The 25,066-nt window shown below is 32.1% G+C and carries 29 protein-coding genes; 15 read left to right on the forward strand and 14 right to left on the reverse strand.

What is annotated here, in order from left to right:
* The 3 genes from HM985_RS05255 to HM985_RS05265 form a co-directional block, all read right to left on the reverse strand.
* The gene (locus HM985_RS05255) at positions 1-678 is read right to left on the reverse strand and encodes a hypothetical protein (RefSeq protein WP_179375244.1); all 678 of its coding nucleotides are present in this window, start codon (positions 676-678) and stop codon (positions 1-3) included.
* Positions 679-683: 5 nt separating this feature from the next.
* A complete protein-coding gene (locus HM985_RS05260; RefSeq protein ID WP_179375245.1) occupies positions 684-1,211 on the reverse strand; it encodes a hypothetical protein in 528 nt (175 codons plus the stop codon).
* A gap of 76 nt (positions 1,212-1,287) precedes the next feature.
* Positions 1,288-2,430, reverse strand: coding sequence for a methionine aminotransferase (locus tag HM985_RS05265; protein ID WP_179375246.1), 1,143 nt, complete (start codon positions 2,428-2,430; stop codon positions 1,288-1,290).
* 84 nt (positions 2,431-2,514) lie between these two features.
* Between HM985_RS05265 and HM985_RS05270 the strand changes: the two genes are divergently transcribed.
* A complete protein-coding gene (locus HM985_RS05270; protein ID WP_179375247.1) occupies positions 2,515-4,644 on the forward strand; it encodes a S46 family peptidase in 2,130 nt (709 codons plus the stop codon).
* A 94-nt stretch (positions 4,645-4,738) separates the two neighbouring features.
* On the opposite strand, the gene HM985_RS05275 is transcribed toward HM985_RS05270, so the two are convergent.
* Both HM985_RS05275 and ahcY read right to left on the reverse strand, forming a co-directional pair.
* Positions 4,739-5,209 carry a DUF1569 domain-containing protein gene (locus HM985_RS05275; protein WP_179375248.1) on the reverse strand — a complete coding sequence of 157 codons (471 nt, stop codon included), beginning with the start codon at positions 5,207-5,209 and terminating at the stop codon, positions 4,739-4,741.
* A 131-nt stretch (positions 5,210-5,340) separates the two neighbouring features.
* Positions 5,341-6,657, reverse strand: coding sequence for an adenosylhomocysteinase (ahcY, locus tag HM985_RS05280; protein ID WP_179375249.1), 1,317 nt, complete (start codon positions 6,655-6,657; stop codon positions 5,341-5,343).
* 133 nt (positions 6,658-6,790) lie between these two features.
* On the opposite strand from ahcY, the gene HM985_RS05285 reads away from it, so the two are divergent.
* The 8 genes from HM985_RS05285 to HM985_RS05320 all read left to right on the forward strand — a co-directional run bounded on the left by HM985_RS05285 (position 6,791) and on the right by HM985_RS05320 (position 14,393).
* Complete coding sequence (locus HM985_RS05285; RefSeq protein WP_179375250.1) at positions 6,791-7,417, forward strand: 4'-phosphopantetheinyl transferase family protein; 627 nt, start codon at positions 6,791-6,793, stop codon at positions 7,415-7,417.
* A gap of 58 nt (positions 7,418-7,475) precedes the next feature.
* Positions 7,476-8,198, forward strand: coding sequence for a geranylgeranylglyceryl/heptaprenylglyceryl phosphate synthase (locus HM985_RS05290; RefSeq protein ID WP_179375251.1), 723 nt, complete (start codon positions 7,476-7,478; stop codon positions 8,196-8,198).
* A gap of 48 nt (positions 8,199-8,246) precedes the next feature.
* Positions 8,247-8,507 (forward strand): hypothetical protein, encoded by a 261-nt coding sequence (locus HM985_RS05295; RefSeq protein WP_179375252.1) that lies wholly within the window; start codon positions 8,247-8,249, stop codon positions 8,505-8,507.
* A complete protein-coding gene (pnuC, locus tag HM985_RS05300) occupies positions 8,491-9,120 on the forward strand; it encodes a nicotinamide riboside transporter PnuC (protein WP_179375253.1) in 630 nt (209 codons plus the stop codon). Before HM985_RS05295 ends, pnuC begins: the two co-directional genes overlap by 17 nt.
* Positions 9,081-9,647: an AAA family ATPase gene (locus HM985_RS05305; protein WP_179375254.1), complete on the forward strand. Its 567-nt coding sequence runs from the start codon at positions 9,081-9,083 to the stop codon at positions 9,645-9,647. Before pnuC ends, HM985_RS05305 begins: the two co-directional genes overlap by 40 nt.
* Positions 9,644-11,203 carry a DUF4301 family protein gene (locus tag HM985_RS05310; protein ID WP_179375255.1) on the forward strand — a complete coding sequence of 520 codons (1,560 nt, stop codon included), beginning with the start codon at positions 9,644-9,646 and terminating at the stop codon, positions 11,201-11,203. The genes HM985_RS05305 and HM985_RS05310 overlap by 4 nt, the downstream gene beginning before the upstream one ends.
* On the forward strand, positions 11,203-11,607 hold the full coding sequence (gene arfB / locus HM985_RS05315; protein ID WP_179375256.1) for an alternative ribosome rescue aminoacyl-tRNA hydrolase ArfB: 405 nt from the start codon (positions 11,203-11,205) through the stop codon (positions 11,605-11,607). The genes HM985_RS05310 and arfB overlap by 1 nt, the downstream gene beginning before the upstream one ends.
* A 569-nt stretch (positions 11,608-12,176) precedes the next feature.
* The gene (locus HM985_RS05320; RefSeq protein ID WP_179375257.1) at positions 12,177-14,393 is read left to right on the forward strand and encodes a TonB-dependent receptor; all 2,217 of its coding nucleotides are present in this window, start codon (positions 12,177-12,179) and stop codon (positions 14,391-14,393) included.
* Here the strand turns inward: HM985_RS05320 and HM985_RS05325 are convergent.
* Positions 14,390-14,821 (reverse strand): Rieske (2Fe-2S) protein, encoded by a 432-nt coding sequence (locus tag HM985_RS05325; protein WP_179375258.1) that lies wholly within the window; start codon positions 14,819-14,821, stop codon positions 14,390-14,392. The two genes, HM985_RS05320 and HM985_RS05325, sit on opposite strands and share 4 nt — an antisense overlap.
* A gap of 369 nt (positions 14,822-15,190) precedes the next feature.
* Here HM985_RS05325 and greA point away from each other — a divergent pair, with 369 nt between their 5' ends.
* Both greA and HM985_RS05335 read left to right on the forward strand, forming a co-directional pair.
* Positions 15,191-15,664: a transcription elongation factor GreA gene (gene greA, locus HM985_RS05330; protein ID WP_179375259.1), complete on the forward strand. Its 474-nt coding sequence runs from the start codon at positions 15,191-15,193 to the stop codon at positions 15,662-15,664.
* 99 nt (positions 15,665-15,763) lie between these two features.
* On the forward strand, positions 15,764-16,153 hold the full coding sequence (locus HM985_RS05335) for an HIT family protein (protein WP_179375260.1): 390 nt from the start codon (positions 15,764-15,766) through the stop codon (positions 16,151-16,153).
* Position 16,154: 1 nt separating this feature from the next.
* Here HM985_RS05335 and HM985_RS05340 read toward each other — a convergent pair whose 3' ends face one another.
* Positions 16,155-16,511: a hypothetical protein gene (locus tag HM985_RS05340; RefSeq protein ID WP_179375261.1), complete on the reverse strand. Its 357-nt coding sequence runs from the start codon at positions 16,509-16,511 to the stop codon at positions 16,155-16,157.
* Positions 16,512-16,747: 236 nt separating this feature from the next.
* Complete coding sequence (locus tag HM985_RS05345; RefSeq protein ID WP_179375262.1) at positions 16,748-17,902, reverse strand: sensor histidine kinase; 1,155 nt, start codon at positions 17,900-17,902, stop codon at positions 16,748-16,750.
* 127 nt (positions 17,903-18,029) lie between these two features.
* On the opposite strand from HM985_RS05345, the gene HM985_RS05350 reads away from it, so the two are divergent.
* From HM985_RS05350 to aat, 3 genes are all read left to right on the forward strand, one after another.
* Positions 18,030-18,899, forward strand: a complete 870-nt coding sequence (locus HM985_RS05350; RefSeq protein WP_179375263.1) for a flavin reductase family protein — start codon at positions 18,030-18,032, stop codon at positions 18,897-18,899.
* Positions 18,900-18,943: 44 nt separating this feature from the next.
* Positions 18,944-19,321, forward strand: a complete 378-nt coding sequence (locus HM985_RS05355; protein ID WP_179375264.1) for a DUF3127 domain-containing protein — start codon at positions 18,944-18,946, stop codon at positions 19,319-19,321.
* 264 nt (positions 19,322-19,585) lie between these two features.
* Positions 19,586-20,224: a leucyl/phenylalanyl-tRNA--protein transferase gene (gene aat, locus HM985_RS05360; RefSeq protein WP_179375265.1), complete on the forward strand. Its 639-nt coding sequence runs from the start codon at positions 19,586-19,588 to the stop codon at positions 20,222-20,224.
* Here the strand turns inward: aat and HM985_RS05365 are convergent.
* Complete coding sequence (locus tag HM985_RS05365; RefSeq protein WP_179375266.1) at positions 20,205-20,768, reverse strand: DNA-3-methyladenine glycosylase I; 564 nt, start codon at positions 20,766-20,768, stop codon at positions 20,205-20,207. The two genes, aat and HM985_RS05365, sit on opposite strands and share 20 nt — an antisense overlap.
* Positions 20,769-20,847: 79 nt before the next feature.
* Here HM985_RS05365 and HM985_RS05370 point away from each other — a divergent pair, with 79 nt between their 5' ends.
* A complete protein-coding gene (locus HM985_RS05370) occupies positions 20,848-21,462 on the forward strand; it encodes a thioredoxin family protein (RefSeq protein WP_179375267.1) in 615 nt (204 codons plus the stop codon).
* A 9-nt stretch (positions 21,463-21,471) separates the two neighbouring features.
* Here HM985_RS05370 and HM985_RS05375 read toward each other — a convergent pair whose 3' ends face one another.
* The 5 genes from HM985_RS05375 to HM985_RS05395 all read right to left on the reverse strand — a co-directional run bounded on the left by HM985_RS05375 (position 21,472) and on the right by HM985_RS05395 (position 25,056).
* Entirely contained in the window at positions 21,472-22,080 is a 609-nt protein-coding gene (locus tag HM985_RS05375) for a hypothetical protein (protein WP_179375268.1), read from the reverse strand.
* A gap of 205 nt (positions 22,081-22,285) precedes the next feature.
* Complete coding sequence (gene truB / locus HM985_RS05380) at positions 22,286-22,984, reverse strand: tRNA pseudouridine(55) synthase TruB (protein WP_179315937.1); 699 nt, start codon at positions 22,982-22,984, stop codon at positions 22,286-22,288.
* Positions 22,984-23,775, reverse strand: a complete 792-nt coding sequence (locus HM985_RS05385; RefSeq protein ID WP_179375269.1) for an undecaprenyl-diphosphate phosphatase — start codon at positions 23,773-23,775, stop codon at positions 22,984-22,986. Before HM985_RS05385 ends, truB begins: the two co-directional genes overlap by 1 nt.
* A 56-nt stretch (positions 23,776-23,831) precedes the next feature.
* On the reverse strand, positions 23,832-24,095 hold the full coding sequence (locus HM985_RS05390; protein WP_179375270.1) for a DUF3098 domain-containing protein: 264 nt from the start codon (positions 24,093-24,095) through the stop codon (positions 23,832-23,834).
* Between the two features lie 82 nt (positions 24,096-24,177).
* The gene (locus tag HM985_RS05395; protein WP_179375271.1) at positions 24,178-25,056 is read right to left on the reverse strand and encodes a cell division protein FtsX; all 879 of its coding nucleotides are present in this window, start codon (positions 25,054-25,056) and stop codon (positions 24,178-24,180) included.
* Positions 25,057-25,066 lie beyond the last annotated feature (10 nt).

Here is a 25,066-nt window from a genome sequence, read left to right on the forward strand (position 1 = left end):
TTATAATTTTCTTTTTGCTTTATTTACTTTGTCAGTAAGCTTTCCTATCTTATCCAACCACTTGTTTTCATCGACAGGAGACAATTCACCTTTTCTTTTTAATTTCTCATATTTCTTTTGTGTCTTGTCTAATTTATCTTCAGCTTTGGCCAAGTCAGCTTCTAATTTTTCTTCTTTTTTCAATGCTTTCTCAGCTTTCTTTTCTGCTTTCTCTGCCTTTTTCTCAGCTTTCTCAACAGCCTTTTTTTCCTTTTCTAACTCCTTAGCAGCATCTTCTTTTTCCTTTACTGCTTTAGCTTCTTCTTTTTCAAGCTTTTTTGCAGCTGCTTCCTTTTTCTTTATAGCCTCTTCTTCTTCTTTTTTAGCTTTAGCATCAGCAACCTTTGCCTTCTCTTCTTCAGCTTTTACTTTTGCCGCTTCTTCTTTTGCTTTAGCTTCTTCTTTTGCTTTAGCTTCTTCTAATTTTACTGCTGCTTCTACTTTAATTTTTTCTGAAATTGTAGCCGCTTCTTTAAAAATAACAGCTTTTTCTTCTAAACTTAAAGTTTCTGTCACATCCTTTCCTTCTAAAAAGATTTTCTCACTTTTAACCTCGTAGATTTTCCCTTCTTTGGTTACTTCTTGCGCGTTTAAAAACAACGCAAACACTAGACTTACACAAGTTAATATATATTTCATAATTTTTATTTATTTAAGTTATTCATTTTTTCTTTTGCTTCTTCAAACTCTTTTTCTAAATCGTCCAATTTTTCAGACCATTTTTCTTCATCATTAGGGGATAGCTTTCCTTTTTCTTTTAATTTTTCAAATTTCTTCTGTTGATTATCTAAACTTTTCTTTGCCTTTAAAAAATCTTTACGTGCATCTTCTTTATCTTCAATCTTTTTTTCTAATGCCTCTTGTTGCTCCTCTAGTTTTTCTTGTTTTACTTCCGCCTCTTCTTTTGCTTTTTTCAACTCTTTTTGCTGAGCTTTAAGAGACTCTTGTAACTGCTCTGCTTCTGCTTTAGCTTTATTATTTGCTTTTAGTGTCGCTTCTATTTCTGACTTACGTTCCTCCGATAAAGTTTCTGTAACATCGGCACCGTCGTTTTTAAAAGAATTACCTTTTACTTCATAAACTTTTCCATCTGTCATAATAACACGATCACTACTACCACAAGACAGCATTAAACTAAATAAAAAGAAAATAAATACATATTGAAATTTCATACTATATATAATTTTTGTTTCTATAAGTTAGACACTAAAGAATTGATAGCGTCACTACATTACGAAAGTTTTAACATTAAATCCTATTCAAAATTTCAGCAGCTTGTATTAAAGTTTCTTCTGTTTTTGCAAAACAAAACCGTAACACTTTATCATCCTTATTATTAGTATTAAATACAGACAATGGAATAGCAGCTATTCTAAATTCTTTTGTTAATCGTTTCGCAAAATCTACATCATATTCATCTGTAATATCACTATAATCTAATACTTGAAAATAGGTTCCTTTAGAGGCTTGAAATTTAAATCTAGATTCTGAAATTAAATTTAAGAACAAATCTCGTTTCCGCTGAAAAAAAATATTCAAACTTAAATAACTTTCTTCATCTTTCATATAATCCGCAATCCCTTTTTGAGACGGATGATGTACTGAAAACACATTAAACTGATGTACTTTTCTAAATTCGGACATTAATTGTTCTGGCGCACAACAATACCCAATTTTCCAACCCGTATTATGAAACGTTTTACCAAAGGAAGCCGTAATAAAACTACGTTGTTTTAAATCTTCAAATAAACAAACACTTTGATGTTGTTCAGCATCAAATATAATATGTTCATAAACCTCATCACTTAAAATTATAATATTAGTGTTTATTGTTATTTTTTGAAGTTGAAGCATATCCTCTTTAGACCAAATTGTCCCACTTGGATTATGAGGTGAATTGATAATAATCATCTTTGTTTTAGATGTTATTTTTGAAGCAACCTCTTCCCAATTCACTTTATAATTTGGTGCAGATAACTGAATAGCAACTGGTTTACCTCCGTTAATTTCAACTGCAGGCTCATAACAATCATAAGCGGGTTTAAAAATAACTACCTCATCATCTTTTCTAATAAATGTAGAAATAATTGTATAAATAGCTTGTGTTGCTCCTGCTGTTACTGTAATTTCTTTTTCTGGATGGTATTTGTTTTTATATAATAACTCATATTTATGAGCTATAGCCAACCGCAAATCTAAATTACCAGCCATTGGCGCATATTGATTATAGCCTTTATTCATGGCGTCATAAACCAAAGTATTCAGTTTCTGAGAACTAGGATAATTAGGAAAACCTTGCGATAAATTAATTGCATTATACTCTTTAGCCAAAGCACTCATAACAGTAAAAATCGTTGTCCCTGTGTTTGGTAATTTAGATGTGAAATTCATAAAAAAAGTAGGCTTTATGTACAAAAACATTAAAGATATAAAACAAGCTTTTCTATCTTTACAAAAACTAAAAAAATATTGAATATGCGATTTTTTAAAATTCTTTTCTTTTTCGTTGTTTTTCAGGTCTCTGCGCAGCAAGGTGGCATGTGGATCCCTTCACTTTTAGAAGGTATGAACGAAGACGAAATGCAAAGTTTGGGCAGTAAATTAACAGCTCAAGATATTTACGATGTTAACAACTCTAGCTTAAAGGATGCTATTGGTCATTTTAATGGTGGCTGCACAAGTGAAGTCATTTCTGACCAAGGATTAGTACTTACCAATCACCATTGTGGTTTTAGCCAGATACAATCTCACTCTTCTTTAGAAAACGATTATTTAAAAGATGGTTTTTGGGCCATGAATTTAGAAGATGAATTACCAAACGAAGGTTTATATATTGAATTTATTGTGAGTATTCATGATGTTTCAGAAGTGGCTTTAAAAGGTATTACTGAAACCATGACCGAAACAGAAAAGCAATCTCTAATTTCAAAAAACACAAACGCAGCTTTAAAAACTTGGCCAAAAGAATCTTGGCAAGATGTAAAAACTAAAGCCTTTTATGAAGGTAATCAGTACTTTCTCTTTGTAACAGAACGTTTTGATGATATTCGTTTAGTTGGTGCACCTCCAACAAGTATTGGTAAATTTGGAAGTGACACAGATAATTGGGTTTTCCCTAGACATACTGGTGATTTTTCTATGTTTAGAATTTATGCAGATGCCAATAACCGTCCAGCAAAATACAGTAAAGACAACAAACCTTACAAACCAAAACATTTTCTCCCTATCTCTTTAGATGGTGTTGAAGAAGGTGATTTTACGATGGTATTTGGTTTTCCAGGAACTACAAGCGAATATTTACCTGCAGTAGCAATAGAACATATTACAGAAGAATTTAACCCAACAAATATCGCCATTCGTGAAGCCGCTTTACAAGTGATTGACGAAAAAATGAAAACCAGCGACGATGTGCGTATTAAATACGCTTCTAAACAAGCTAGAATTGCTAATGCTTGGAAAAAATGGATTGGTGAGAACTTAGGAATTAAGAAAACTAATGCTGTTGAAAAACGTAGAGAGTTTGAAGCAACGTTTACCAAAGCTTTAAAAGAAAAAGGACTAGAAGACAAATACGGTCATATCCTTCCTGAATTTGATAAACTATATAAAGATTTTGCACCTATAAATATTAAGCGCAGAAACTTTATTGAAGTCTTTTTTACAACCAATGAATTAATGCAAATGACATTTAGAGCTTACCAAATTGAACAAGCTTTAATTGAAAACCCTGCTATTCTTGAAAATGCTAAAGCAAGTTTAACTGGAACTTTAAAAGGGATTCATAAAAACTACGATGTTGACGTTGACAAAGGTGTCTACCTTAATGTTATGCCTTTATATGGTAAAGAAGTAGATGCTACAATTTATGACAAAACAGCCTTTACTCATTTAGACTCTGCTCTAAAATTATTAGAAGGTGATGCTGATACCGTGATAAAAAACCTTAATAATGATGCCGCTTATGCTTATGCAAAACCAATGATTACAGAATTTTTTGATTCAATTAATAAAGATTACGAAGCAAAGAATGCACCTATCACAGCTTTACAAACTGAATACATGACTGCATTAATGGAAGCCTTACCTAACGAACGTTATTTTCCAGATGCTAACAGTACGCTGCGTGTTACTTACGGACAAGTTAGAGGTTATTCGCCAAGAGATGCTGTGTATTACAACCCAGTGAGTTATTTAGATGGTGTGATTGAAAAATATATTCCAGGTGATTATGAGTTTGATGTGCCACAGAAACTAATTGAACTTTATGAAGCTAAAGATTACGGGCAATATGCAGATAGCAACGGAAAGGTACCGGTTTGTTTCTTAGGAACGAATCATACCACAGGGGGAAACTCCGGAAGTCCTGCTATTGATGCCGAAGGAAATTTAGTTGGTTTAAACTTCGACAGAGTTTGGGAAGGGACTATGAGTGACATGAATTACGATCCGGAAATTTGCCGTAACATTATGGTAGATTTGCGTTATGTGCTTTTCATTGTTGATAAATATGCTGGTGCACAACACTTAATTGATGAAATGACCTTAGTGCATCCTAAGAAAAATGATTCTAAGAAAAAGAAGAGAAGAAAGAGTAAAAAGAGTTAAGTAGTATTTAGCAGGCAGTAGCCCGTATATAAAAAAGTCCTCATAAGTTTTTAAAACTCGTGAGGACTTTTTTCATTTCAGATATGTAATAGAGTTACTTCAATATACTCTTCACAATTTTCATATGATGATTAGTATGTGCTTCCAAGAATTGAACAACCCTTGATTTATTAATATTCCCAAATAAGGGATGTTTAAAATAAGCATTATTATCTAAACTAGATATCGTTTTTATCTGTGCTCTCGCTTCTGCTAATTGCAATATAATAGCGTCTTCTAAAATGACTTCGGGTGGTGTAACATATTTCGGTGCTTTAGCTTTTCCTCTTGGAAAGAATCTAAATTTTAATAACAACTTACCTATAAAGCTGAAATTATCCTCATACAACGCTGGATCAGAATTCTGCATCGTTGCCACAACTGCATTAATCACTTTTAAGCTATGATCTAAATGCCATGCAACGTTCGCTTTCGAAATGCTTGTCTTTATAGCTTCACTATTAGGAATTAAACCTTCCATAAGGTCTAATTTATTTTGTAAAACTGTAATATCTACTGAACTCATTTTAGTTTTTTATTGAAAGGTAGTTATAATAAAAAAATCCCAAACACTAATGCTTGGGATTTTTAAAAATTCAATTTCAATTAATGAGATTGCTTCATCACTAAAAAGCGTCTTGCAATGACACTCATTGATTAGTACCTGTAATGTTCTGGCTTATAAGGCCCTTCAACTTTTACACCAATATAATCCGCTTGGTATTCTGCTAATTCAGTCAACTCAACACCAATTTTTTCTAAGTGTAATTTTGCTACTTTTTCATCTAAATGCTTTGGCAACATGTATACATCGTTTCCGTAAGCTTCAGAGTTTTTCCAAAGTTCAATTTGTGCTAAAGTTTGGTTAGTAAATGAGTTACTCATTACAAAACTTGGATGACCTGTAGCACAACCTAAGTTTACTAAACGACCTTCGGCAAGTAAGATAATATCTTTTCCGTCGATGTTGTATTTGTCTACTTGAGGTTTAATAGTATCTTTAGTATGACCATGTTTTTCGTTTAACCAACCTACTTGTATCTCGTTATCAAAGTGACCAATGTTACAAACTATAACTTTGTCCTTCATTGCCTCAAAATGCTCAGCTCTTACAATATCTTTGTTTCCTGTTGTTGTAATAATAATATCAGAATTACCAACTACAGTTTCTAATTTCTTAACTTCAAAACCGTCCATTGCAGCTTGTAATGCACAAATTGGGTCAATTTCAGTAACTGTTACAATAGAACCTGCACCTTTAAAAGAAGCAGCTGTTCCTTTACCAACATCACCATAACCACAAACAGTTACACGCTTACCAGCTAACATAATATCTGTTGCTCTACGAATTGCATCTACTGCAGATTCTTTACAACCGTATTTGTTATCGAATTTAGATTTTGTTACAGAATCATTCACGTTAATTGCTGGCATTGTTAAAGTACCATTTTTTACACGCTCATAAAGTCTGTGAACTCCTGTTGTAGTTTCCTCAGACAATCCTTTAATTCCTTCAGATAATTCTGGATACTTATCTAAAACCATGTTCGTTAAATCACCACCATCATCTAAAATCATGTTTAATGGTTTTCTGTCTATACCAAAAAATAAAGTTTGTTCAATACACCAATCAAACTCTTCTTCTGTTAATCCTTTCCATGCATAAACAGCTGTACCCGCTTCAGCAATTGCTGCAGCAGCTTGGTCTTGCGTAGAGAAAATATTACAAGAACTCCAAGTCACTTCTGCACCTAAAGCTTGTAATGTTTCAATTAAAACCGCTGTCTGAATCGTCATGTGTAAACAACCTGCAATACGTGCTCCTTTTAAAGGCTGCTCATTTTTATACTCTTCTCTAAGACTCATTAAACCTGGCATTTCTGATTCAGCCAATTTAATCTCTTTTCTTCCCCATGCCGCAAGCGACATATCTTTTACCTTATTCGGTACGTAAGCAATTGTTTTTGCACTCATATTCTTTTTCTCGTTTTTTATATATTATAAAACGCCTTTGGGTTTAACACTTAAATAGTTAAATTCGCTAATCTAAAAATGTCAAAACAGACATAGGCGATGCAAAGATAATCAATAACATTAAGAATTCTAAATGCCACTTTATAAAACCATTAGTGTTAACTCACAAACTACTGTTAAAATCTGGAAGATCGAAGAATCTTATGATGATTTAATTTCACCTATTGATTTAAAACCAGACAGTTTAAAACGCGTTTTAGGCATGAAAAGCGAACTACACCAACGTGGCTTTTTAAGTGTGCGTCACTTACTAAATGAGTTTGGTTACACCGACCAAGATTTATTTTATGACGACAACGGAAAACCACATCTTAAGGATGGAAAGCATATTTCAATTACACATTCGTTTATATTTTCTGGCGTGATAATTAGCGACAAAGAAGTTGGAATCGACATTGAAAAGCAACGCGACAAAATTGGCATCATTGCACATAAGTTTGTTGATTATGAAACTAATTATATTAAGCCTACAGACCAAGATTACATTAATAGACTGACTATAATCTGGGGAGTTAAAGAATCACTTTACAAACTCTTTGCAACTCCAGGTATGTTATTTAAAGAGCATTTTTTGGTCATCCCGTTTATGCTTAAAGATGGTAAAACCGTCGCTTGGATAGATTATAAGAATAAAAAATACAGATACAATACAGCCTTTTTAGAATTTGAAGGATTTACCTGTGCTTATGTCGTTCCTTGAAAGAATAGAAATAAATAGAAAACTCCATTTAAACCTAAAATTCCATTATTCGGAATAAATGAAACACTACAACAATATATTAGAGACCATTAAAGCGAATAAGAAAAACTTAGCCGTTTTAATTGATCCAGACAAGATGAAGATTAATTCTGTTTCAAATTTTATTGAAAAAGTGAATCAATCTATCGCTACGCATATTTTTGTTGGAGGAAGTGAGGTGAATAAAGGATTAACTGAAGTTTTAGTTACAGAAATAAAGAAGCACACAACTTTACCTATTATATTATTTCCTGGAGATGTGATTCAAATTACAGACAAAGCTGATGGCATTTTATTTTTATCTTTAATATCAGGAAGAAATCCAGAATATCTAATAGGCAAACATGTTGAAGCAGTTTCTAGATTAACCAAAACGAATCTCGAAATTATTCCTACGGGATATTTACTTATTGAAAATGGAAAAGAAACGGCAGTACAGCGTGTCAGTGAAACAAAACCAATAAGTAGAAATGCTATAGAAACAATTAAGGATACAGCAAAAGCAGGAGAATTATTGGGTATGAAACTCATTTACCTCGAAGCTGGTAGTGGCGCCACACATGCTATTGAACCTCATATTATTTCAGAAGTTAAACAAAAAATAAATATTACATTAATTGTTGGTGGCGGCATAAGAACTAAAACAGAACTAGAATCAGCTTACAATGCTGGTGCCGATTTAGTAGTTATAGGAACTGCTTTTGAAGAGGACGAAACATTTTTTGATGATTTAAAAAAATAACAAAAACATATAATTACTTATAAATTCACCGCTTTTGCGGCAATCACAATGAAAATATCTATAGAATTACAATTATCACCACTAAAAGACGATTACGAACCACATATTATTGATTTCATTAAGTATTTGAGGGCTTCAGAATTTACAGTTCTAGAAAACCCTTTAAGCACACAGATTTATGGTGATTTTGATACCTTAATGCCATTTCTAACACAAGAAATAAAACGATCATTTGTTGATATAGATATTGCCGTGTTACAAATGAAAATCGTAAAAACGGACAGAAGCGACTATGAACCCCATTTTTGATTTTTTTTTAGAACCCTATCGTACAGCAACGACCTTTAATATAATCATCGAAATTATTGCTGTTGTTTTTGGTATAGCAAGTGTTTGGTATGCTCAGAAAGAAAATATTTTAGTCTTTCCAACAGGAATAATTAGCACTGTTTTGTTCGTTTATTTGTGTTACATATTTACACTCTATGGCGATTTAACAATCAATATTTATTACACATTAATGAGTATTTATGGTTGGTATATGTGGAAATATTCTGATAACGGCAATGAATTAGCCGTTACGAAATCATCCATGAAGGATTGGATGAAAGCAGGATTAATTTTCGTAGTAACCATGATTTTCGTAATTTGTGTATATCTCTATTTTAATCGTTTCGATAGAATTACTGATTATATCGATACAATTACAACAGGAATTTTCTTTGCCGGAATGTGGTTAATGGCCAATAAAAAAATAGAAAATTGGTTATTGTGGATTATTGCAGACCTCATCTCTATTCCTTTATACTTTGTAAAAGGATTAGGTTTTACTGGCCTTCAATTTATAATATTTTTAATCTTAGCCGTTCAAGGTTATAACGCATGGAAGAAAAGCTTAGACAAGACCCGTCAAACTGTATAAAAATAGTTTTATTCGGTCCAGAATCGACAGGAAAAACAACCCTTTCCAGACAATTAGCAGAATATTACAATTCGCTTTGGGTACCTGAGTATGCAAGAGAATATTTACAAGAGAAATGGAATAACGAGCGTAAAACTTGCGAACCTAAAGACCTACTACCAATTGCAATAGGACAAATTAAATTAGAGAATGAGTTAAGCAAAAAAACAGATTCTGTTTTAATTTGCGATACAGATTTACTAGAAACGAAAGTTTATAGTGAAGCCTATTACCAAGGAAGTTGTGATCCTATTTTAGACAAGTATGCTAAGAATAATATTTATGATTTATATTTTTTAACCTATATTGACATACCATGGGAAGCTGATGATCTCCGTGATAAACCCGATGAAAGGGAACGTATGTTTAAAGCTTTTGAATCTGCATTAAAGAACCATAATAAACCTTATGTGCTTTTAAAAGGAAATAAACAAGAGCGATTACAATTAGCGGTTAAGCACATAGATAAATTAATTAAGAACAAATGAATTTTACTGATAAAGACCTTAAACAAATAGATGCTAATAATTTAACCTTAGCCAAGGTTGAAAAACAAATAGAAATTTTTGAAACCGGAATTCCGTTTACTAATGTTTCTGGAGCGGCGACATTAAATAAAGGTATAATGCCATTAAGGAAAGCTGAAATGGACGATTTTGTTGCATTATTTGAAGCAGAAAAAGACAACAAATCGTTAGTGAAATTTGTACCCGCATCTGGTGCAGCAACTCGGATGTTTAAATTTCTCTTTCAATATATCAGTGAATATAATGTAGAAGAACAATCATTAAATGCCTATATAAATAAAAATAACTTAAGAGATTTATCGCTGTTTATCGTGGGCTTAGAAAAATTTCCATTTTATAAACAGGTTGCAGAATTATTAAAATCTGAAGGCATAGATTTAGAATCTTTATCTAGTCAAGAAAAAGTTTGGCATTTTGCTAAAGCGATGTTAGATAAAAATGAATTGAATTTTGGTAATCAACCTAAAGGACTACTTCCTTTTCATTATTATAAAAATAATTACATCGCTACAGCTTTCGAAGAACATCTTTACGAATCAGCCCTGTACGCTACAAGTAATGATACAGCAAGATTACACTTTACGATATCAGAGAGTCATGAAGATAAATTCACTCAAGAATTCAATAAAATTAAGGATCGTATTGAAGCAGAAAAAGGAGTGAAATTTAATATTTCATTCTCTTATCAGCAACATGCTACAGATACTATTGCTGTGACTATGGAAAACAAACCCTTTAGAGAAGCTGACGGTTCGTTATTATTTAGACCTTCTGGACACGGAGCACTTCTTAAAAACTTAAACGCTATTGATGCAGACGTTATTTTTGTGAAAAATATAGATAACGTTGTGGTTAATAAATACAAAGAAGAATTAGCAGGCTTTAAAAAAGCTTTAGCTGGAATTTTATTAAAACTACAAGCTAAATCATTTGAATACTTACATGATTTAGACGCTAATAAAGTTGACGAAGGAACCTTAGTTGCAATTGAAAATTTTATAACATATAAATTGAGTATTAAAATATCTGATGAGTATTTTAAATATAAAGATTGTTATAAAGTCGAATATTTAAAAGAAAAACTAAACCGTCCAATCCGCGTCTGCGGAATGGTAAGAAATGAAGGCGAACCAGGAGGTGGTCCTTTTTGGGTAAAGGATGAAAAATCTAATCAATCACTTCAAATTGTAGAATCTGCTCAGATTAATTTAAAAGATTCAAAACAAGAAGAAATCCTTAAAAACGCAACACATTTTAATCCTGTAGATTTAATTTGCGGAATTAAAAATTACAAGGGTGAAAAATTTGATTTAGAAAACTACGTCGATCATAATGCTGCTTTTATAACCAAGAAGACAAAAAATGGTAAAGCATTAAAAGCGCTAGAATTACCAGGGCTTTGGAACGGAAGTATGGCACATTGGAATACTATTTTTGTAGAAGTACCTATCAGCACTTTCAATCCTGTAAAAACGGTTAATGATTTACTTAAGCCACCACACCAAATAAAAGCATAGTGAATATTCAAATTTTAAAATCTGAATTAAACTATAAGTACGTCCGAAGCTCAGGAAGTGGAGGTCAACATGTAAACAAGGTATCATCTAAAGCCGAATTATATTTTGACCTTAACAATTCTGTAGTTTTTAGCGATGAAAAAAAGCAAAAGCTTTCTGAGTATTTTGGTAACCGATTAACAAAAGATGGAATCTTAATTCTAGCCTGTGATGAAAGTCGAAGCCAGTTTAGAAATAAAGCTTTGGTAACCCAACGCTTTATAGTATTAATTGAAGAAGGGTTAAAGAAACAAAAACTACGTATTAAAACAAGAGTTCCTAGAGGCGTAAAAAAGAGACGTTTAAAAAACAAACGTATTAATGCTGATAAAAAAGCAAATAGAAAAACACCTAATATAGAATAGCAAATAAAGAGATCATTTTCAATTAATTATTAAGACTTAAAATTGCATTTTCAAACCTAATCTAGACCTTTATCTAAAAAACAAAAAAACTCACTCTAACTGATATAAGCTTCGTATTCAATATCAACCTCAGTGTTTTTACATTTAAAAAAAATCATAAATCATAATTCTAAAATCATAAATCCTTTCTATCTTTGCCGCGTTCTCAAAAAAGGGGTGCTAAAATTAGTTGGCAATCACAGTAAAAAGTTAAACGTAATTATAAATAACGATTATCTTTCTACACAAGACCACTAACTTTTCAAGCTGAGATCATACCCATTGAACCTAGAACAGGTAATGCTGTTTAGGAAACGAGCATAAAGAAAATATCATATCGCTATTTTTGGCAAATGCTATACGGTTATCAATGTCTATTTTACTTCTGATTTTTAAGCGACATTTGTTTTATGTGCTTAATTTCAAAATAAAATAACATTTTCCATATTGCAGGAATCTAAAGCTCAATATAACTAATTATTAACCAAGAATAATGACCTCTTTTTATTCGATTATAATACTATAGTCGTATGAAATTTTTATTCAACAATCTCTCAAAAATAAATAGACAGAGATTATCAATTTCCATTTTTTTATTAAGTATTTGTTCTATTTATGGACAAGAAAAACCACAAGACTCTACTAAAGTCGAAAAACTAGATGAAGTTCTAGTAAAGGCTGTTAGAGTAGATGCTAAATCACCAATTACACACTCTAACATTAACAAAGAAGCATTAGCTAAACGAAATTTAGGCCAAGACATTCCTATGTTACTTAACTTTCTACCTTCAGTTGTTACCACTACGGATGCTGGTGCAGGTGTAGGCTATACGAGTATAAGAGTAAGAGGTGTTAGCTCACAATCTACCAACGTTACTATCAACGGAATCCCTTATAATGATGCGGAATCTTTAGGGACATTTTGGGTGAATTTAAGCGATTTTGCTTCTTCTACCGAAAGTTTACAATTGCAACGAGGAGTCGGAACGTCTACCAATGGTTCTGGTGCTTTTGGTGCAAGTATTAATATACTTACAGACGCAATATCTAAGGAAGCTTCTGGTGAAATCTCAAATTCTTACGGAAGTTATAACACCAGAAAACATACCGTAAAATTTAGTACAGGACTTATGAATGATCATTTTGAAATTGCTGGTCGTTTATCTAATATCGCTTCTGACGGTTATATAGATCGTGCATCATCGGATTTAAAATCTTACTTTTTGCAAGGCTCTTATGTAGATGACAACACCTTAATTAAAGCCATTGCTTTTGGAGGAAAAGAAGTGACATATCAATCTTGGAATGGTTTAGAAGATTTAGATAAGCTAGAAAATGATAGAACTTATAACTCAGCCGGAGAATATAACGATGCTAATGGCAATCCTCAATTTTATGATAATGAAGTAGATTATTACAATCAAGATCATTACCAATTGCATTGGAACCAACGTTACAACAGCCAATGGTCAACTACAGTAGGCTTAAATTACACTTATGGACGCGGTTATTTTGAGCAATATAAAGAAAACGAAGATTTTGAAACTTATGGTTTACAACCTCTAGATTTTGGATCAGAAACCGTAAACACAACAGATTTAATCCGCAGACGTTGGTTAGATAATGATTATTATGTAGCTAATGTAAATGCGAATTATAAAGATGATAATCTAAATTTAATTTTTGGAGGTTCATTTAGTCATTATGATGGTGATCATTTTGGTGAAATTATTTGGGCTGAATTTGCAAGTCAATCTGAAATCAGAGACCGTTATTATGATGGTAATAGTTTAAAAAATGACTTATCCTTTTTTGCAAAAGCGAATTACCGTTTAAATGAAAAAATAAGTTTATACGGTGATTTGCAAACGAGAAATGTATCTTATAAAACCTACGGAAACACATCTGACCTTGTAGATTTTGAAATCGATAAAACCTTTTCTTTTTTCAATCCAAAAGCTGGTATTACTTACGATGTAAATACAGATAACAGTCTATATTTTTCATATGCTAGAGCAAACAGAGAAGCAAACAGAACGGATTTTGAAAACAATAGCGATATAAAACCAGAACAACTTAATGATTTTGAATTAGGCTGGAGACATAACAAAAACAACTTCACATTTAATGCTAATGTATATTACATGCAGTATAACCAACAACTGGTTTTATCTGGCCAATTAGATGATGTAGGAAACCCTATTAGAACTAATAGTGGTAAAAGTTACCGCTTAGGTTTAGAATTAGAAGCTATAATCCCAGTAACTTCAAAGTTAACATTACAGCCTAACGCAACATTAAGCACTAATAAAAATAATGAAACTGTTATTTCTTTTGATGGAGTAGCACAAAATTTAGGTGAAACAGATATTTCATTCTCACCTAGTTTAGTTGCCGCAAATGCTATTGTTTTTCAACCTATTAAAAACCTTCAAATGTCTTGGTTAAGTAAGTTTGTTGGCGAACAATATATGGGAAATACTGAAGCAGATCGTTCTAAATTAGATAGTTTCTTTACCAATGATTTCAATATTAACTATACTTTAAAAACAGAATCTATTTTTGACTCTATTGTTTTTTCAGGCTTAGTTAACAATATCTTTAATGTAAAATACGTCTCTAACGGATATTACTATACTTATGATGACGACTGGTCTAACCCAGGAAGTATCACAACCATAGAAGGAGCAGGTTTTTACCCACAAGCAACCACAAACTTTTTAGTGGGTGTTACAATGAATTTTTAATTACTAATTAAATATACATTAGTACTGATGGTTTCAACTCTGTACGGTTTTAACGTGCAGAGTTGAGCATCATCATTGATAGCAGTACCCGTTATTAAATTAAACTCATTACCATCACCGCAACCACAAGTCGCATTTATACCATTTATTTCTAAAGTAGAACAAGCTGAGGAAGTATGATTAGGATCTGCTCCATCCCAAGCTAAAAGCGTACTTGAATTTGCTCTAACAAGAATAATTCCGTCATTACCATAATTTGAAACTCTAACCGTATTTACAGGAAAGAGCAACTGATTGTATTGAGGAAGATTAAGATTTACCGTTAAATTAACGCCAACATCTAACAAATAGTTACAATTGTATTCCGTATCATTTTTGCTACAACCAAAAACAACCACACTTACTAGTAATAAAAATAATTTCTTCACAGCTTTAATTCTTCTTTTTAAGGGTTTGAAATTTAATGACTTAATAAAACACTATTTTTAAAAGCCACGAGAATGCTCATATCTCAATTGAGACTTCGAAATATCTATATTTATTATAAATTTTTCATTCAAATTCTAATGGGCAATTTACTATTAATTCAACAATACCGTAAATATTTTATATATTTGCATAGTAATCTCGTCAGCGCGAGGTTTTTTTTATGCTAACATTATAATTATTAATAACAAACTTCTAAGAAGTATATTATATCTACTATCTTTTTTGAGCCTGTCTGTTTTTTCAGACAGGCTCAAAAACAATAAAGAATCTACCTTTTTAGAACTCGTTATGTTTAAAACGATTGAATTATGAGTAAAGTATCTTATTACACAGCTGAGGGTTTAAAAAAATTAAGAGATGAGTTAAACCAGCTTAAAGATGTGGAGCGTCCAAAAGCCTCACAAGCTATTGCAGAAGCTAGAGACAAAGGTGATTTGAGTGAAAATGCAGAATACGATGCTGCAAAAGAAGCACAAGGCATGTTAGAAATGAAAATTTCTAAAATGGAAGAAGCTTTATCTGGTGCAAGAGTCATTGATGAATCGCAATTAGATTTAACTAAGGTTTTAGCATTATCAAAAGTTAAAATTAAAAACCAAACTAATGGCATGGAAATGACATATACTTTGGTCGCCGAAAGTGAAGCTGATATTACTACAGGCAAAATTTCTATAAACTCACCAATTGGTAAAGGTTTATTAGGAAAATCTGTGGGAGATGTTGCTGAAATACAAGTACCAAGTGGTGTTATGAAATTTGATATTTTAGAAATTTCTAGATAACAAACTTCAAAATTTCAACAACTTACTAAAGTTATATTACAAAAAAGATTCCTCTTAACAGGAATCTTTTTATATTTATAAACATAATAAGCTCTACATATGGCAACACTATTCACAAAAATAATAGCAGGTGAAATCCCTTCTTACAAAATAGCAGAAACTGAAGATTTCTATGCTTTTTTAGATATTAATCCAAACTCTAAAGGGCATACACTTTGTATTCCTAAAAAAGAAGTTGATAAGATTTTTGATTTAGATGAAGCTACTTATTTAGGCTTAATGAAATTCTCCCATCGTATTGCTAAAGCCATAGAAAAAGCGATTCCTTGTCAGCGTATAGGAATGACGGTTATAGGCTTAGAAGTGCCGCATGCACACGTTCATTTAATTCCGCTACATACTATGGAAGATGCTCGTTTTACAAACAAACAAAAATTAAGCTCTGAAGATTTTGAAACTATTGCTGATAAAATTTCTTCTTACTTATAAATTATATTGAAATAATACCTGTTGCAAATAAAACAATTGCAGATAAAGCAACAACACAAATAGCAACTAAACCCCAAGCTATAGGTTTTAATTTTGTAGACTTCGTTTTCGTTTTTAGACCTCTTAAGTGATAATCTACCACACGCTCTATATCATCTGTCCAACTAACAGGGAAAATTTGTAATTCACAGTTATGACAGAGTAATTCACTCGCTGTTTCTTCAGTAATTGCTTTATAAAATTTAGTTTCAATTAGCTTCTGCTTTAATGTGAGCTCAAGGCTATCATTAGAGTAACATTCCGGACAGTTATTACCTATTCGGGCTTCTTTTAACGTGAAAAATTTTGACGAATTCATGGTCAAATTTAAACTAAATTTTCAATAATTCTAGTTTTATAATTTTCACACTCTTCAAGCATAACAAGCATTTTGTAAGTATTCCTTTCAATTTATATCAATCAAAATCTTAGTAAAGCAACGTCTTTATTACAGAATCTCAAGGACTTCAAACTCTAAGTTAATTTACTTTCTTGTCCGTATTTTTCTGTTTTTATAACCTTAATTTTTTTCAAAAAAATAAATAGCATTCAAACTTAAGATTGTTTTAATTTAATCTGCAAAGTGGTTCCTTTATCTATTTCAGAAGTCAACACCTTTATTCTACCGTTATGATAATCTTCTACAATACGCTTAGACAGCGATAGCCCAAGTCCCCAACCGCGTTTTTTAGTGGTATATCCTGGTTCAAAAATTTTAGTGAAAGACGATTTCGGAATTCCTTTTCCTGTATCAGAAATATTAATGTAAACGTATTGTTCTAGCTGCGCTAATTCTACTTTTAAATCACCTTTACCTTTCATGGCATCGATAGCATTTTTCACTAAATTTTCAATCGTCCAGCTAAAAAGCTGCTCATTTAGGTTAACATTAATTTTTTGATCAGGAATTTTTATTTCAAAATTAATTAACTTAGAAGTTCTCGATTTTAAATACTCGTAAGATGATTTGGTAACTTCAACGATATCCATATTTTTAAGTGTAGGAACAGAACCAATTTTACTAAAACGTTCTGTTATGGTTTGAAGCCTATCAATATCTTTCTCTATTTCTAATATATATTCTGGATTAACATTTTCCATCTTTAAAATTTCGGCCCAACCTACAAGTGAAGATAAAGGTGTTCCTATTTGGTGTGCTGTTTCCTTTGCCATTCCTGTCCAAAGTTTATTTTGTTCAGCGATTTTAGAACTCCGATAAAAGAAATACACCACAGCGGCAAAAAGGAAAATAATAAGCAATAAAGCCAAAGGATAAAATTTCAACTTGTTTAGTAACGGTGAATTCCCATAGTAAATAAGTTGTTTAGAGTTAGAATCCATGTTAACTTCTATCGGTGTGTTTTCGTTTTTAAACTGATCTACTAATCTCTTAACATCAAGAGAATCTCTCAGCATAGACTCGTCAATATTTCTAGAGGTGCTTAACTCCCCATTTTCGTTAATTACCAGTACCGGTGTATTAATTATAGTCTCTGTAATAACATGATCTGTAACGATGTTGACTTCATCATTTAACCTAGGTGTTCCTATATCTCTAACAGCCACAGACCACGTATTCATTTTAGAACGTTCTTCAACTTTAAAATTTTGAAAAAACGTATACGTATTCCAAAGAATAAGAGAGATAATGATGAAAGAAGATACAATAATAATCCACCGGATTATATTTCGGTTGAAGCTAAATGTCATTAGTTAGTTTAATTTCAGTTTTAAATATACTAATGTAAATATGTTGAAATTATTGTTCTAATACTACCGTAAAATAGTTTTATTCCCAATCTATAATTTTTATATTTGTTAAAAACCAACAAACCATATGGCATCATTCAATCCAGAAGATCTTAATACCAGCGTTTTACACAGCTACTTGCTAAGTGCGGTTTCACCGAGACCTATTGCGCTTGCGAGTACTATTGATGCCAACGGCCAACCCAATTTATCACCATTTAGTTTCTTTAATGTGTTTAGTGCCAACCCACCCATTCTTATTTTTTCGCCAGCAAGACGTGTAAGAGACAATACTACAAAACACACTTTGCATAATGTAAAAGCTACTAAAGAAGTTGTTATAAATGTTGTGAACTACGATATGGTTCATCAAGCATCTTTATCTAGTACGGAATATCCTGAAGGTGTAAATGAATTTGAAAAAGCAGGATTATCAATGCAACCTTCAGATAAAGTAAAACCTTTTAGAGTGGCAGAATCGCCTGTGCAATTAGAGTGTAAAGTCAATCAGATTATTGAACTAGGAACAGAAGGTGGAGCTGGAAATTTAGTGATCTGTGAAGTGGTAAAACTTCATATTTCTGAAGAAGTCTTAAACGAAAATCAGACCATTAACCAAGAAGCTCTAGATTTAGTTGCAAGAGCTGGAGGAAGTTATTATAGTAGAGCTAAAAATGGATTTTTTGAAATCCCAAAACCATTAGCTTTAATGGGTATTGGCGTAGATGCGCTACCTGAAAACGTTAAAAACAGTATGATTTTAACAGGAAATGATTTAGGTATGCTGGGTAATGTAGATACCTTACCAAATACAGCAGATGTTAATAAGTTTATTAACGACATCAGTGAGCGCTATCCAGACATAAAATCAGCGTCTCACAGAGAAAAACACAAATTAGCGCAAAATTATTTGAGCTATGGAGACGTAAAAAGTGCTTGGAAGTTATTACTTTCGTAGCCTCAAAATATTTAAGTATTATATAATTTATAGATTAAGAAAAGATGGAAGTACAAGGACGAATTAAGATGGTAGGAGAGACTCAAACCTTTGGTAGCAATGGGTTTAGAAAAAGAGAAATAGTTGTCACTACAGAAGAACAATACCCACAGCATATTATGGTGGAATTTGTTCAAGATAAAACAGACTTATTAAACAGTTATAAAGCTGGTCAGCAGGTAAAAATTAGTATAAACTTAAGAGGTAGAGAATGGGTTAATCCACAAGGTGAAACTAAATATTTCAACTCTATTCAGGGTTGGAGAATTGAAGCTGCACAAGCAGAAGCTGCAAGTGGAGATATGCCTCCTGTACCTCCAACAGAAGCTTTTGAGCCCGTTAAAGATTTAAATGAAGGTGATAACGACGATTTACCTTTCTAAATAAAACGATCATTATAGATACAAAAGACTTGTTTTTTAATTAAAACAGGTCTTTTGCATTTTATTAATTAGTATAGAATAAAAAAATCTTATGCTTAGTCTAAACTTCGTAATTTGGGTTAAGATTTGACCTTTACATAAAAGCAATAATGAACAAAAAAAAAGAGTATCTCAAGCTCACTCAAATATCAATAAAATTCTTTTGAGCATCAAAACTAAAGTCTTAATTTTAAGATAAGCAAACCCATATAGTTGTTCTAATTTATGCACTTTTTAAATCATAAAATTGAATTTCCAGATCTTTCTGAAGCAACTTCAGACGGCCTTCTAGCTGTTGGCGGTGATCTATCTCCAGAACGCCTTATACACGCTTATTCTAATGGAATATTTCCGTGGTACCAAGATGAAGAACCTATACTTTGGTGGTCTCCAGATCCTCGATTTGTTTTGCTTTCTGAAGATCTCAAAGTCTCTAAAAGCATGAAACAAATTCTAAAAAAAGAATTATTTCAGGTTACCGAAAACAAAGCTTTCAGGCAAGTTTTAGAAAATTGTGCTGCTACTAAACGCATTGGACAAGACGGAACATGGATAACCGAAGACATGATTAAAGCTTACGTTAAACTGCATCAATTAGGCTACGCTAAATCTGTTGAAGTTTGGCAAGATGACATTTTAGTTGGTGGCCTTTATGGCATTGCCATTAACAATACCGTATTCTGTGGTGAAAGTATGTTTGCAAAAGTTAGTAATGCCAGTAAAATAGGATTTATCACTTTTATTCAAAATTCAAATTATAAATTAATTGACTGTCAGATATACACCAATCATCTTGAAAGCTTAGGAGCTAAAGATATGCCAAGAGCAGAATTTATAAAACACCTTAAACTTCATGATATCTAAAACAAGACATTTCATGATCATTAACCATACCTGTAGCTTGCATTTGTGCATATATCACAGTAGAACCCACGAATTTAAAACCACGCTTCTTTAAATCTTTGCTAATAGAATCACTTAATTCTGTATTATTTGGTGAATCTTTAAAACTTTCAAAACTATTTTTTATTGGTTCTCCATCCACAAAATTCCAAATGTATTTAGAAAATGAACCAAACTCTTTTTGAATTTTCATAAAAGCCTGTGCATTGCTAATCGTCGCTTTTATCTTCAGCTTATTTCTAATAATTCCTGCATTTTGCAGCAACTCTTCTTCTTTAGAAACTTGGTAATTTGCTATTTTCTTATAATCAAAATTATCTAATGCCTTTCTAAAGTTTTCACGTTTTCTTAAGATTGTAATCCAGCTTAAACCGGCTTGAAATGTTTCTAAAATTAAAAACTCAAACAACTTGTCATCATCAAAAACAGGAACTCCCCATTCTTCATCATGATACGCTTCATATAAAGGATCACCAACACACCAACCACATCTGTTTTTACTCATCTTGTAAGGAATTAAATTTAGTGCTACTAATGTAACAACTGTTGCACAAAATACAGCAACAGAATCTTATTTTTGTTATATGGAAACAGATACACTTAATTTAACCGATATCATTTCAGAAAGTCTAAAAAAGAGTATGACTTATACTGAATACCGCACATTAGTAACGGCTTTAGTTGAAGAAAATTCGAATACTGGAATTGAAAAAACTGAAGCTTTAGCAGAATATACGCAACTTAACGACAGACGTATGAGACGTTGGGATAAAACGGCGAAAGTATCTGAAGGTGATAAAATCAAGATTCAAAATTCTGATAAAAAAGTGACTTGGTTAGTTATTTCAGAAAGCTGGTGTGGTGATGCAGCTCATATAATGCCAATTATTAATAAAGTTGCAGAATTAAACGATGCTATTGATTATAAAGTTGTGCTTAGAGACGAAAATGAGGCACTTATGGATCAGTTTCTAACTAATGGCGGCAAATCTATTCCAAAGCTTGTTATGTTAGATTCTGAAACTCATCAGGTATTAAAAACATTTGGACCTAGACCAATGGTTGCAACAAATCTTGTCTTAGATTATAAAGCTAAGCATGGCAAATTAACTCCAGAATTTAAAGAAGATTTACAGCGCTGGTATAATAAAGACAAAGGACAGTCTACAGTTGAAGATTTAATTGATTTAATAAGATAATTACATAAGCTATTTTCCCTTAAATAAAAATGTAATTGTTCCTAATTGATCTTGCACATCTGAAGCATTAAATTTAACAGATTCTGCATACGCAATCGCATGGTCAATTAGGCACTTGTTATTAGAGTTAGACGAGCCATTAACATAGGCATCATAGACATTTCCTTCTGTATTTACTTTAATGTTAACCACAATTTTCCCGGCGACTTCACATAGATAGCGCGGAATTTTGTAATAAGCCAAAGTCCTTCCTTTTAAAGAATAGGTTAGAGTCCCTCTAGTTTTGGCATGTTCGTCTGCTTGTCTTTTATTGTCTAGGCGTTGTTTTAATTCTTCTTGTAGTTTTTTGTAAGATTCTGTTTCTTCCGAATTTAACGAATAGTCTTCACCGCTATCATAAGACTTAGAAAAACTTGTTTCAGTTTGTGCTTCTTTGCTTGCTTTAGCCGCTTCCATAGCCTTAGTAGTCCGTTCAAAGTCATTTGCGCTAACCGTTTTAAAATTACGCATCATCTCTTTATACTCTTCGTCTTCGTTGAAGGCTTTATTTGTAGATTCTGAATTTAAATCTTCTTTTATCTGAGGTTCTTCTTTTCTTATTTCAGGCTCGGGATCCATGAGATAATAACTTTCTGTTATTAAATCTTGATGACGTTTAATCTGAAAACTAAACAGGCCAAGAACTACAATTCCCGCTAAGAGAAATGTAATTAATGCTGCTTTATGTTGTTCTATGAAATTCAGTACAAAAAGTTTTAGGCTACTAATATATACGAAAAGAATGAAGAAATAGTCTAAGACAACCTCTTAAACCCGTGTTAAATCAGTCTTTAGAAGGTAAACTTGCAATAAAATCTTCAGGAGTAAGTGCGTCTTCAACTTTAAAATCACCAATACGAGTACGGCGTAATTCTGATAAATGTCCACCAGAATTTAAAGCTTTTCCAAAATCATTTGCTAAAGATCTAATGTAAGTTCCTTTACTGCAAACGACTCTAAATTTCAACTCTAAACCATTGATTTCTGTAATCTCAAATTCAGTAATTTCAACTTGTCTTGGTTTTATTTCAACCTCCTCACCTGCTCTTGCAAATTCATATAAACGTTTTCCATCTTTCTTAATGGCAGAAAACACCGGTGGATATTGTTCTATCTTACCTATAAATTGTGGAATTGCATTTTGAATTAATTCCTCTGTAATATGATCTGTGGGGAATGTTTCATTCACTTCTGTTTCTAAATCAAAAGAAGGTGTTGTTCCTCCTATAACAAAAGTTCCTGTATATTCCTTTTCCTGACCTTGAAAAATATTGATTTGCTTAGTCATTTTACCTGTACAGATCACAAGTAAACCTGTTGCTAAAGGATCTAAAGTCCCCGCATGACCCACTTTAATTTTCTTAATACTAAAGGCTTGCCTTATAGACCAACGCAACTTATTAACCGCTTGAAACGATGTCCAAGTTAATGGTTTGTCTATTAATAAAACTTGTCCGTTTTTAAAATCTTCTTCCGTTTGCATTAGCTTAATGACCAGATTATAGCTGCAGTACCAGCAATGACACAATAGATAGCAAAATAACTTAATTTACTCTTTTTTACCAGTGCTATCATCCAAGTACAAGCAAATAAACCTGCTACAAATGCAGCAATAAAACCGACGCTTAAAGCCGTAAAATTAGAACTATCAAAAGTTAATTCTCCTCCTAAAAGATCTTTAGCAATTTTACCAAAAATTAAAGGCACAACCATTAAAAATGAAAAACGTGCTGCTTTTGTTTTATCGTTTCCTAATAAAACTGAGGTAGAAATTGTAGCTCCAGAACGAGAAATACCTGGCAGCATTGCAATGGCTTGAGATATACCAATGATAAAAGCGTTAGAAAACGAGACTTTCTTTTGGGTATCCTTTGCTTTATCTGCCAAGAAAAGTAAAACGGCTGTTACGATAAGCATACAACCTACAAGTAGAATATTTCCATTAAAAAGTTGTTCTAATTCTTCTTCAAAAAAGAGACCAACAATAACTGCTGGTAACATGGATAAAGCAATTTTAGAAATAAACTGAAGATCTTCATTCCATTCAAATTTCAAAATACCTTTTACAATATCAAAAATATCTTTTCTAAAAATCACCATTGTACTTAATGCCGTAGCAAAATGAAGTACAACCGTAAATAATAAGCTTTCTTTTGGCACAGAATGATCACCAAGTATAGCTTTTCCGATTTCTAAGTGACCACTCGATGATACTGGTAAAAACTCAGTAAGACCTTGAATGATTCCTAAAACAACAGCGTCTATAATTTCCATGAAGCAAAAATATCAAATAAGCGCAGTTTACGCTTTAGAAGTAGATAAAATATGGATTATTTCTCCGATTTTTTATTCGGGTTTAAAAGAATAGCATACACCTGTATACCAAACCCAATTAACACTAAAGTTGGTGCTAAACGAATACGTCTCCAACTGTAAATAGATTCATCAAAAACATTTGGATCATCGCTACCGCCACCAGACATAAGAACAAAGCCAATAACAATACATGCCAAGCCTATAAATAAGAATTTATAATTTTTCTTCCCGAAAATGAATTCAGATTTAGAATCGTCCTTACGTTTTTGTTCTCCCATGGTCTTTCAGTTCTACTTTAGTATTATGCAAAGTAACAGTTTTATTTATAAATAGAGGTTGACATTAATATTTTCCTAACATCTAATAATACAACTGATCGGTCTTTAAGTTTAAGAAACGTTGTGTTGCTATAAACGTACTAATCCAAGTAATTACAATACCTAAAAGGAAAATACCTAGAAAAAGCGCTGCGATAGATATCGTATTTTTCAGTAATTCTAATTCTGGAAATGTAAGATCTAAATAATATAACACAACGGCCATACCTGCTAAAGCAACTAATGCACCAATAATACCCAGCTGTACACTTTTCCAAACAAATGGTCTACGGATAAAACGTTTTGTTGCACCAACCATTTGCATGGTTTTAATGATAAATCGTTTAGAATAAACGGCTAAACGGATAGAACTATTAATTAATAAAACAGCTATTAAGGTAAATAATCCGCTAATAATCAAAACCCAAAAAGTAATTTTCTTAACGTTATCATTCATTAATTCTACCAAATCATTATCGTATCTAGTTTCTTCGATAAATTCTTTATTAGAAAGCCCTTCTGTAATTTCTGCTAACTGTTCTGTAGTTACAAAATCTGCTTTTAAATGAACATCAATCGAATTCTTTAAAGGATTATAACCCACAAAATCCATAAAATCCTCACCAGTTTCGGCCTTCATAAATTCTGCAGCTTCTTCTTTAGAAACATAAAGTGCATCTTTTGTATAATCTGCCATCGCTAAACTCTTTTTTAGCTGATTGACTTCCACCTCTTTAGCAGTATCATTCAAATAAATAGTCATTACCACTTGCTCTTTAAAGTGATCCGCGACTTTTTTAGAATTGATAACCAAAAGCCCTAAACAGCCTAAAAGAAACAGTACCAAAGCAATACTTATCACCACAGAAACGTAAGACGATATCAATTTACGTTTTTGATATTTATCAAAAGATGATGCCATAAATGAATTT

This window comes from Winogradskyella wichelsiae (assembly GCF_013403925.1).
Lineage (GTDB): Bacteria > Bacteroidota > Bacteroidia > Flavobacteriales > Flavobacteriaceae > Winogradskyella > Winogradskyella wichelsiae.

Coding starts and splice junctions, on each gene's coding strand:
- HM985_RS05290 (WP_179375251.1), top strand. CDS start 7,476: ATGAAACACTACAACAATATATTAGAGACCATTAAAGCGAATAAGAAA.
- HM985_RS05365 (WP_179375266.1), bottom strand. CDS start 20,768: ATGAGTAAAAACAGATGTGGTTGGTGTGTTGGTGATCCTTTATATGAA.
- HM985_RS05350 (WP_179375263.1), top strand. CDS start 18,030: ATGGCATCATTCAATCCAGAAGATCTTAATACCAGCGTTTTACACAGC.
- HM985_RS05340 (WP_179375261.1), bottom strand. CDS start 16,511: ATGAATTCGTCAAAATTTTTCACGTTAAAAGAAGCCCGAATAGGTAAT.
- HM985_RS05385 (WP_179375269.1), bottom strand. CDS start 23,775: ATGGAAATTATAGACGCTGTTGTTTTAGGAATCATTCAAGGTCTTACT.
- greA (WP_179375259.1), top strand. CDS start 15,191: ATGAGTAAAGTATCTTATTACACAGCTGAGGGTTTAAAAAAATTAAGA.
- HM985_RS05390 (WP_179375270.1), bottom strand. CDS start 24,095: ATGGGAGAACAAAAACGTAAGGACGATTCTAAATCTGAATTCATTTTC.
- HM985_RS05355 (WP_179375264.1), top strand. CDS start 18,944: ATGGAAGTACAAGGACGAATTAAGATGGTAGGAGAGACTCAAACCTTT.
- HM985_RS05370 (WP_179375267.1), top strand. CDS start 20,848: ATGGAAACAGATACACTTAATTTAACCGATATCATTTCAGAAAGTCTA.
- HM985_RS05260 (WP_179375245.1), bottom strand. CDS start 1,211: ATGAAATTTCAATATGTATTTATTTTCTTTTTATTTAGTTTAATGCTG.
- HM985_RS05275 (WP_179375248.1), bottom strand. CDS start 5,209: ATGAGTTCAGTAGATATTACAGTTTTACAAAATAAATTAGACCTTATG.
- HM985_RS05375 (WP_179375268.1), bottom strand. CDS start 22,080: ATGGATCCCGAGCCTGAAATAAGAAAAGAAGAACCTCAGATAAAAGAA.
- HM985_RS05265 (WP_179375246.1), bottom strand. CDS start 2,430: ATGAATTTCACATCTAAATTACCAAACACAGGGACAACGATTTTTACT.
- HM985_RS05310 (WP_179375255.1), top strand. CDS start 9,644: ATGAATTTTACTGATAAAGACCTTAAACAAATAGATGCTAATAATTTA.
- HM985_RS05255 (WP_179375244.1), bottom strand. CDS start 678: ATGAAATATATATTAACTTGTGTAAGTCTAGTGTTTGCGTTGTTTTTA.
- HM985_RS05305 (WP_179375254.1), top strand. CDS start 9,081: ATGGAAGAAAAGCTTAGACAAGACCCGTCAAACTGTATAAAAATAGTT.
- HM985_RS05345 (WP_179375262.1), bottom strand. CDS start 17,902: ATGACATTTAGCTTCAACCGAAATATAATCCGGTGGATTATTATTGTA.
- HM985_RS05335 (WP_179375260.1), top strand. CDS start 15,764: ATGGCAACACTATTCACAAAAATAATAGCAGGTGAAATCCCTTCTTAC.
- HM985_RS05295 (WP_179375252.1), top strand. CDS start 8,247: ATGAAAATATCTATAGAATTACAATTATCACCACTAAAAGACGATTAC.
- HM985_RS05320 (WP_179375257.1), top strand. CDS start 12,177: ATGAAATTTTTATTCAACAATCTCTCAAAAATAAATAGACAGAGATTA.
- pnuC (WP_179375253.1), top strand. CDS start 8,491: ATGAACCCCATTTTTGATTTTTTTTTAGAACCCTATCGTACAGCAACG.
- HM985_RS05270 (WP_179375247.1), top strand. CDS start 2,515: ATGCGATTTTTTAAAATTCTTTTCTTTTTCGTTGTTTTTCAGGTCTCT.
- truB (WP_179315937.1), bottom strand. CDS start 22,984: ATGCAAACGGAAGAAGATTTTAAAAACGGACAAGTTTTATTAATAGAC.
- HM985_RS05285 (WP_179375250.1), top strand. CDS start 6,791: ATGCCACTTTATAAAACCATTAGTGTTAACTCACAAACTACTGTTAAA.
- ahcY (WP_179375249.1), bottom strand. CDS start 6,657: ATGAGTGCAAAAACAATTGCTTACGTACCGAATAAGGTAAAAGATATG.
- HM985_RS05395 (WP_179375271.1), bottom strand. CDS start 25,056: ATGGCATCATCTTTTGATAAATATCAAAAACGTAAATTGATATCGTCT.
- aat (WP_179375265.1), top strand. CDS start 19,586: ATGCACTTTTTAAATCATAAAATTGAATTTCCAGATCTTTCTGAAGCA.